At 73.4% G+C, this 8063-nt stretch carries 6 protein-coding genes and 1 pseudogene; 6 read left to right on the forward strand and 1 reads right to left on the reverse strand.

Going from position 1 to position 8063, the window contains the following annotated elements:
- From ABZ749_RS23500 to ABZ749_RS23515, 4 genes and pseudogenes are all read left to right on the forward strand, one after another.
- Nucleotides 1-257 (forward strand): annotated as a pseudogene (locus ABZ749_RS23500) (glycosyltransferase family 1 protein); the annotation flags it as partial.
- On the forward strand, nt 257-2671 hold the full coding sequence (locus tag ABZ749_RS23505; protein WP_357231151.1) for a hypothetical protein: 2415 nt from the start codon (nt 257-259) through the stop codon (nt 2669-2671). The pseudogene ABZ749_RS23500 and the gene ABZ749_RS23505, both read left to right, overlap by 1 nt.
- Before the next feature lie 163 nt (nt 2672-2834).
- Entirely contained in the window at nt 2835-4586 is a 1752-nt protein-coding gene (locus tag ABZ749_RS23510; RefSeq protein ID WP_357231154.1) for a CTP synthase, read from the forward strand.
- A complete protein-coding gene (locus ABZ749_RS23515) occupies nt 4583-5188 on the forward strand; it encodes an NUDIX hydrolase (RefSeq protein ID WP_357231157.1) in 606 nt (201 codons plus the stop codon). The genes ABZ749_RS23510 and ABZ749_RS23515 overlap by 4 nt, the downstream gene beginning before the upstream one ends.
- Before the next feature lie 84 nt (nt 5189-5272).
- Here the strand turns inward: ABZ749_RS23515 and ABZ749_RS23520 are convergent, their stop codons facing one another.
- On the reverse strand, nt 5273-5548 hold the full coding sequence (locus tag ABZ749_RS23520; RefSeq protein ID WP_357231160.1) for a TM2 domain-containing protein: 276 nt from the start codon (nt 5546-5548) through the stop codon (nt 5273-5275).
- A gap of 292 nt (nt 5549-5840) precedes the next feature.
- Between ABZ749_RS23520 and ald the strand changes: the two genes are divergently transcribed.
- Nucleotides 5841-6956, forward strand: coding sequence for an alanine dehydrogenase (gene ald, locus ABZ749_RS23525; RefSeq protein WP_279519840.1), 1116 nt, complete (start codon nt 5841-5843; stop codon nt 6954-6956).
- A 38-nt stretch (nt 6957-6994) separates the two neighbouring features.
- The gene (locus ABZ749_RS23530) at nt 6995-7960 is read left to right on the forward strand and encodes a site-specific tyrosine recombinase XerD (RefSeq protein ID WP_357231163.1); all 966 of its coding nucleotides are present in this window, start codon (nt 6995-6997) and stop codon (nt 7958-7960) included.
- Nucleotides 7961-8063 lie beyond the last annotated feature (103 nt).

The following is an 8063-nucleotide window of genomic DNA, read 5'->3' on the forward strand; positions in this document are numbered from 1 at the left end:
CAATGGCCGGTACCGCAGTGCCGCCAGGTCGGCCAGGCTCCCCCGGTACATCTCCTCCAGTCCGGCGCCGCGCGTTGCTGGACGACCCGGCGGCGCGGGCGGAGTTGGGCCGGCGCGGCGCCGAACGGGCGGCGACGTGGCCGACCGAGGCGGACACCGTCGCCACGCTTGCCGCCCTCTACGCCGAGTTGGCCGGGAACCCCGGCGGTCCGGCGGCCGCCCCGGGCTCCGACGCCCCGAGAACGGGACACCGGTGATGTTGCGCCGAATCGCCCCCGCCCTGTTGACAGTGCTCGTGGTGGCGCTGGGCGTCACCGCGCTCGCCGCCCGCCCACCCCAGGGCGCCCCGCAACGCACCGCCGACTTCGTGGTGCTCGCCGGGATCGCTGGGCTGCGCTGGGACGACGTGGATCCGCAGAGCACGCCGACGCTGTGGCGGATGGCCCAGGACGGCTCGATCGGCTCCCTGTCGGTGCGGTCCGCGCACCGGCCCACCTGCCCGGTGGACGGCTGGCTGACAGTGGGCGCGGGCAGCTTCGCCGCGTGGAACGGCAGCCGGTCGGTCGACGGTTGTCCGTCGGCGGCGGTGACTGTGGAACAGCCCGACGGCATCGGCGCGAACCTGCCCGACCAGGAGAGCGTGGTCCAGTACAACCAGCAGCGGCTGCCCTGGGGCGCCCTGCCCGGCTCGTTGTCCGAGTCGGTGCGGTGCTCCGTCGCCGTGGGGCCGGGCGCGGCAGTGGCCGCCGCCCGACCGTTCGGCCGCGTCGACCGGTACGCCTCGGGGCTGCCGGCCGACCCGCGGCCGCTGCTCGGCTCGTGTGTGCTGAGCATCGTCGACCTCGGCACGGTCAAGGGGGCCGACCCGGCCACCCGCGCCGAGGAGGCCCGCGCGGCGGACGCCGAGCTGGCCCGGGTGCTGGCGGCGCGACCCCCACGGTCGTTGGTGCTGGTCGCGGGGATCTCCGACACCACCCAGCCGGCGCGGCTGCACGTGGCGGTCGCCGACGGGCCGGGCTGGGAGCGGGGGTGGCTCACCTCGGCCAGCACCGGCCGGGACGGGTACCTGCAACTTGTCGACCTCGCGCCGACCGCCCTCGCCGCGTTGGGCCGGCCCATGCCGGAGCGGCTCTTCCTCGGCCGTCCGGCGATCAGCACCGGCGGTCGTCCCGCCGATCTGACCGAGGCCATCAACGCGCCGGCGAACGCCGACCGGGAGGCGGCCGCGCAGCGTTCCGTCTCCGGGGTGTTCTTCACGCTGCTCGCCGGGGTGCAGGTGCTGCTGGCCGTCGCGATCCTGCCGCTGCTGCGTCGGGCCCGTCCGCACGCCGGCCCGGCCGGTCCGACGCCCGTCTCCGGGCGGGTCGTGGCGGTGATGGAGCTGCTGCTGGTCGCCGCGGCGTTGACGGTGCCGGCGGCGCTGCTGACCGATGCGGTGCCCTGGTGGCGCGGTGAGCACCCGGGGTGGATCTTCGCCGGGGTGACGGCGCTGCTGGTGGCCGCCGGCACCGCGGCGGTGCGGTTCGCCCCCGGGTACGCGAACACCCTCGGGCCGTTGGGAGCGGTGGCCGGCCTCACCACGCTCGTGGTCGGGCTGGACGTGCTGACCGGGGCCCGCCTGCAGCTCAACGGCGTGGTCGGCTACTCCGCGTTGCAGGGCGGCCGGTACGCCGGGCTGAGCACTGTGGGGTTGGGAGTGTTCCTCGCCGGTGCGCTGGTCACCGGCGGCTGGTTCGCGCAGCGGGTGCACCGGGGCTGGCGGCCGGCGGTGATGGTGGCGGTGGGTGGTCTCGCCGTGGTGGTGGTCGGCAGCCCGTACCTGGGCGCCGACCCGGTCGGCGCGATCGCGCTCACCGCTGGGGTGAGCGTCGCCGCCGTGATCAGTGCCGGTGGCTGGTTGACGGTCAGCCGGCTGGCCTGGGCCACCATGGCGGCCCTGGCGGTCGGTATCGGGTTCGCGGTGGTGGACCTGCGACGTCCGGCCGCGGAGCGGGGCAGCCTGGGCCGGTTCCTGTCCGCGCTCGGTGACGGCACCGGCGGGTTCGCCGTGCACCGCTCCAGCACGGAGAACTTCGAGACGTTGGTCAACAGCCCGCTGACGGTGCTGGCGCTGGCCGCCGGGTTGCTGGTGTGGTTCGCCCTGTTGCAGCCGTGGGGTGGGCTGATGCGGCTGTTCGGCATCTACCCGGCGGTCCGGGCCGCGCTGGCCGGCACCGTGGTCGCCGCGGTGCTCGGTGGTGTGCTCGACGGCGCGGCCCTGGACGTGATGGGTGCTGCAGCCGCCCTGGTGGTGCCGATGGCGGCCCTGGCGTCGCTACGGGTGCTCGGGCACGCTGCGGACCGGACCCGCCCGGTAGCGGCCCGCTCCCGCGCCAACGGCGCCGACGACGACTCGGGGTCCGGCGGGGTCGGCCCGGCCGGCGGAGGTGACGGTCCGACCGGCGGCGGTGGGCCACTGGGTGCCGTGCATCCCCGTCCGATCGCCGGCCCGCCCCCGGGCGTGCCGGCGACGGTCGCCAAACCGGTGTCGGACCCTGCGGGCGAGCGCCGGGGGGACGCCGACGAACCGGCCGAGCCGACCGCGAGCGGGTCGACGCCGGACGCCGCGCCGACGGCGCCCGTGCCGCCCCGGCAGGTCTCCCGGTCATCGACGGAGGTTGCCGCGTCCTGAGCGCCGGGCCTCGTCCGGATGGCCCGGAGGTGTCGCGGCCGGGGTGCGGCCTGCGGGTACCCGCCCGGGAGGTGTTACCGTCGAATCCCGTGGATCGCGTGATCACTTTGCTGATCAAGCACGGCGGTCTGCATGACCGCGACAGACGACACGGGAGCAGGCCTTGGCCCCATCAGCACGGACGACCAGGCACATTTTCGTCACCGGGGGCGTCGCCTCCTCGCTGGGTAAGGGCCTCACCGCCTCCAGCCTCGGCAACCTGCTGACCGCGCGCGGGCTGCGCGTGGTGATGCAGAAGCTCGACCCCTACCTGAACGTCGACCCGGGGACGATGAACCCGTTCCAGCACGGTGAGGTGTTCGTCACCGAGGACGGCGCCGAGACCGACCTCGACGTCGGGCACTACGAGCGGTTCCTCGACCGGGCGTTGTCCGGTAAGGCGAACGTCACCACCGGTCAGATCTACTCCGACGTGATCGCCAAGGAGCGGCGCGGCGAGTACCTGGGCGACACCGTCCAGGTCATCCCGCACATCACCAACGAGATCAAGTCGCGGATCCTGGCGATGGCCGACCCGGACGAGGACGGCCAGCTGCCCGACGTGGTGATCACCGAGGTCGGTGGCACGGTCGGCGACATCGAGTCGCTGCCGTTTTTGGAGGCGATCCGTCAGGTCCGCCACGACCTGGGCCGCGACAACTGCTTCTACCTGCACGTCTCGCTGGTGCCGTACCTGGCGCCCTCGGGTGAGCTGAAGACCAAGCCGACCCAGCACTCGGTGGCGCAGCTGCGCAACATCGGTATCCAGCCGGACGCGATCGTGCTCCGCTGCGACCGGGAGATCCCGGTGAAGCTCAAGGAGAAGCTGTCGCTCTACTGCGACGTGGATGCCGAGGCGGTCGTCGCCGCCCCGGACGCCCCGAGCATCTACGACATTCCGAAGGTGCTGCACCGGGAGGGGCTCGACGCGTACGTGGTGCGCCGGCTCGGCCTCTCCTTCCGGGACGTGGACTGGGCCAGCTGGGACGACCTGCTGGAGCGGGTGCACCGCCCCCGGCACACCGTCACCGTCGCCGTGGTCGGCAAGTACGTCGACCTGCCCGACGCGTACCTGTCGGTGAGTGAGGCGATCCGGGCGGCGGGCTTCGGCCACCGGGCCCGGGTGCAGCTCAAGTGGGTGCCCAGCGACGAGTGCGTCACCCCGGCCGCCGCCGCCGCGGCGTTGGCCGGCGTGGACGGCATCCTCATCCCCGGCGGCTTCGGCGTCCGCGGCATCGAGGGCAAGATCGGCACCGCCCGGTACGCCCGGGAGGCCGGCATCCCGCTGCTCGGCCTCTGCCTCGGCCTGCAGTGCATGACCATCGAGGTGGCCCGGCACCTGGCCGACCTGGACGGCGCGAACTCGTTGGAGTTCGACGAGCAGGCGGCCCACCCGGTCATCGCCACCATGGCCGACCAGGAGGACATCGTCGCCGGTCGGGGTGACCTGGGCGGCACGATGCGGCTGGGGGCGTACCCGGCGACGTTGACCGAGGGCTCGATCGTCGCCGAGGCGTACGGCAGCACCGAGATCAGCGAGCGGCACCGGCACCGCTACGAGGTGAACAACGCCTACCGGGACGCGCTGACCAAGGCGGGTCTGCACATCTCCGGCACCTCGCCGGACGGTCGGCTGGTCGAGTTCATCGAACTGGACCGGAGCCTGCACCCGTTCTTCGTGGCCACCCAGGCGCACCCCGAGTTGAAGAGCCGTCCGACCCGCCCGCACCCGCTGTTCGCCTCGTTCGTCAAGGCCGCGGTGACGTACTCGCAGGCCGACCAGTTGCCGGTCGACCTGGACGCGGCGGCGGAGGCCCCGACGACGCGCAAGGCCGCCCGCAACGGTGCCGCGACGAAGGCGTCGTCGGCGTCGTGAGCAACCTGGAGCACCGCTACGAGGTGCGTTCGCGGCAGGAGCGGTACCGGGGGCGGATCTTCGACGTGGTCACCGAGGAGGTGACCATGCCGGGCGGTGGGACCGGGCTGCGTGACCTCGTCCGGCACGTCGGGGCGGTGGCCGTGGTGGCGCTCGACGACGCCGACCAGGTGGTGCTGATCCGGCAGTACCGGCACCCGGTCGGGCGGCACCTGTGGGAGCTGCCGGCCGGTCTGATGGACGTCTCCGGCGAGGAGTTGCCGGTGGCCGCGCTGCGGGAGTTGGCCGAGGAGGCCGACCTCACCGCCGGGCGGGTCGACGTGCTGGTGGACCTGCACAGCTCGCCGGGGTTCACCAACGAGATCGTCCGGGTGTTCCTGGCCCGTGACCTCGCCGACGTGCCGGCCGACGAGCGGCACGAGCGCCACGACGAGGAGGCCGACCTCCAGGTCGTCCGGATCGACCTGGACGAGGCGGTCGCCATGGTCGCGGCCGGTGAGATCACCAACGCGTCCGCGGTGGCCGGGCTGCTGGCCGTGGCCCGGGCCCGGGACACCGGCTTCGCGTCTCTGCGTCGGGCGGACGCGCCGCTGCCGCGCTGAGCGTCGCCGCCGGTCCAGCCGGTCGGGGGAGTACGCGCCAAAGGGGCCCCGCGGTCAGCCGCGGGGCCCCTTTCGCTTGCTGGTCTAGGAGTCGCGCAGCGGACGGCCCTGCGCGTCCGTGCCGCCGTTGACCAGGATGAGGATGCCGTCGATGAGGCCCCAGAAAGCGCCGAGGCCGCAGGTCACCAGGCTCACGACGAGCTGGAGAACGGCGATCTTGGTGTGTCCGGTGTAGAACCGACCGGCACCGAAGGTGCCGAGCAGGATGCCGAGGACGCCCGCGACGATCTTGCTCTTGTCGGAGACGCCCTGGGGGTACCCCGGCTCGGGGTAACCGGGCTGGTAAGGAGGAGTGGTCATGGGCGGACACATTAGTGATCCACTCGCCGGCTGTCCGCACCGCCGCCCGGCAGATGGGACGATAGTGGTGAAACATTGTCCTGTTGGCTGAGGTGACGCTCGACCGCCGAATCTCGGCGGTGCCCTGACACATCGTCAGGACACCCGGGCACCGGGTGTCACTGTGCTGGCTCGCGGCGGCACCGGGCGCGCCTAGACTGCCGCCGCAGGACCGGTGTACCGCGGCGGCAAAGGGGCCGTCGTGGCACCGAGCAGTCGGGGGAGAGCAGCCCCGAAGAGAGGTGTCTGCATCGTGAAGGTCGGAATCCCACGCGAGGTCAAGAACCACGAGTACCGCGTGGCGATCACGCCAGCGGGTGTCAACGAGTTCACCCGCAGCGGCCACCAGGTCTTCGTCGAGTCCGGCGCCGGGGTTGGCTCCAGCATCACCGACGAGGAGTTCGCCGCCGCCGGCGCGAAGATCCTCGCCACCGCCGACGAGGTGTGGGAGACCGCCGAGCTGGTCCTCAAGGTCAAGGAGCCGATCGCCGAGGAGTACCACCGGATGCGCGAGGGGCAGGTGCTCTTCACCTACCTGCACCTGGCCGCCTCCAAGGAGTGCACCGACGCGCTGATCGACCGCCGGGTCACCGGCATCGCGTACGAGACCGTCGAGCTGCCCGACCGGTCGCTGCCGCTGCTCGCCCCGATGTCCGAGGTCGCCGGCCGGCTCGCCCCGCAGGTGGGCGCCTTCTACATGATGCGTACCGGTGGTGGGCGCGGTGTGCTGCCCGGCGGTGTCTCCGGCGTGTACGCGGCCAAGACCGTTGTCATCGGCGCCGGTGTCTCCGGCATGAACGCCGCCGCGATCGCGCTGGGTCTGCAGTCCGAGGTGCTGCTGCTGGACAAGAACGTGGCCCGGCTGCGGCAGGCCGACGCGATCTACCGGGGCCACCTGCAGACCGTCGCCTCCAACGCGTACGAGGTCGAGCGCGCCGTGCTCGACGCCGACCTGGTCATCGGCGCGGTGCTGGTGCCCGGCGCGAAGGCCCCGACGCTGATTTCCAACGAGCTGGTCTCCCGGATGAAGCCCGGCAGCGTGCTCGTCGACATCGCCATCGACCAGGGCGGCTGCTTCGAGGACTCGCGCCCCACCACGCACGCCGACCCGGTCTACAAGGTCCACGAGTCGATCTTCTACTGCGTGGCGAACATGCCCGGCGCGGTGCCGAACACCAGCACCTACGCCCTGACAAACGTCACCCTGCCGTACGCCCTGGAACTGGCCAACCAGGGCTGGCGCGAGGCGCTGCGCAACGACCCGGCGCTGGCGCTGGGCCTCAACACCCACGCCGGTCAGGTCACCTACGGCCCGGTCGCCGAGGCGCACGGCATGGACGTGCTCCCGCTGGCCGACGTGCTGGCCTGAACGGTGGCGGGCTGACCGGCGGCACGGACTCCGCCGGCGTGGGCACACCACCCACGCCGGCGCTGCGCCGTGCCGTTCGCGGGTACCTCGACCACCTGACCGTCGAACGTGGCCTCTCCGCGAACACGCTCGCCTCGTACCGTCGGGACCTGGACCGCTATCTCGCCACCCTGACCGACGCCGGCGTCACCGACCTCGCGTCGGTCGGCGCCGGCCTCGTCGAGTCGCACCTGGCGCGGCTGCGCGCCGGCGACGACGCCCACCCGCCCCTCGCTGTCTCCTCCGCCGCCCGCGCGGCCAGCGCGGTACGCGGCCTGCACCGCTTCGCGGTGCGCGAGGGCCTCACCGGCGCCGATCCGAGCCGCGACGTCCGCCCGCCCACCCCGCCCCGGCGGCTGCCCCGGGCGCTACCGGTCGACGACGTGGTCCGGCTACTGGAGACCGCCGGCCCGATCACCGCGACCGGCGACGACGCGCCCCTCGCGCTGCGCGACCGGGCGCTGCTGGAGTTCCTGTACGGCACCGGCGCGCGCATCTCCGAAGCGGTCGGCGCCGCCGTGGACGACCTCGACACCGACGACGGCACGGTGCTGCTGCGCGGCAAGGGCGGCCGGGTGCGGCTGGTGCCCATCGGCGGGTACGCCGTCGACGCCGTCCGCGCCTACCTGGTCCGGGCCCGTCCCGGGCTGGCCGCCGCCGGCCGGGGCACCCCGGCGGTGTTCCTCAACGCCCGCGGTGGCGCGCTGTCCCGCCAGGGCGCCTGGGGCATCCTGCGCCGCGCCGCCGACCGGGCCGGGCTGCCCGTTGACGGGCCGGCCGCGGTCTCCCCGCACACCCTGCGCCACTCGTACGCCACCCACCTGCTCGACGGCGGCGCCGACGTCCGGGTGGTCCAGGAGCTGCTCGGCCACGCCTCGGTGACCACCACCCAGGTCTACACGTTGGTCACCGTGGAGCGGCTGCGCGAGGTGTACGCCACCGCCCATCCCCGCGCCCAGGGCTGAACCGGTAGCTGTCGACGCCGACACGCCGGGCCGGTGCCGAACCCCCTGCTGGTCGGTGGCGTACAGTCGGCTCACGACGCCGACGACGCCTTCGTCGCGGCAC

Source organism: Micromonospora sp. NPDC047753 (assembly GCF_040642735.1).
Classification (GTDB): domain Bacteria; phylum Actinomycetota; class Actinomycetes; order Mycobacteriales; family Micromonosporaceae; genus Micromonospora.

Excerpts from the sequence above, each read along its gene's own strand:
- ABZ749_RS23505 (WP_357231151.1), top strand. The coding sequence starts at position 257 with ATGTTGCGCCGAATCGCCCCCGCCCTGTTGACAGTGCTCGTGGTGGCG.
- ABZ749_RS23520 (WP_357231160.1), bottom strand. The coding sequence starts at position 5,548 with ATGACCACTCCTCCTTACCAGCCCGGTTACCCCGAGCCGGGGTACCCC.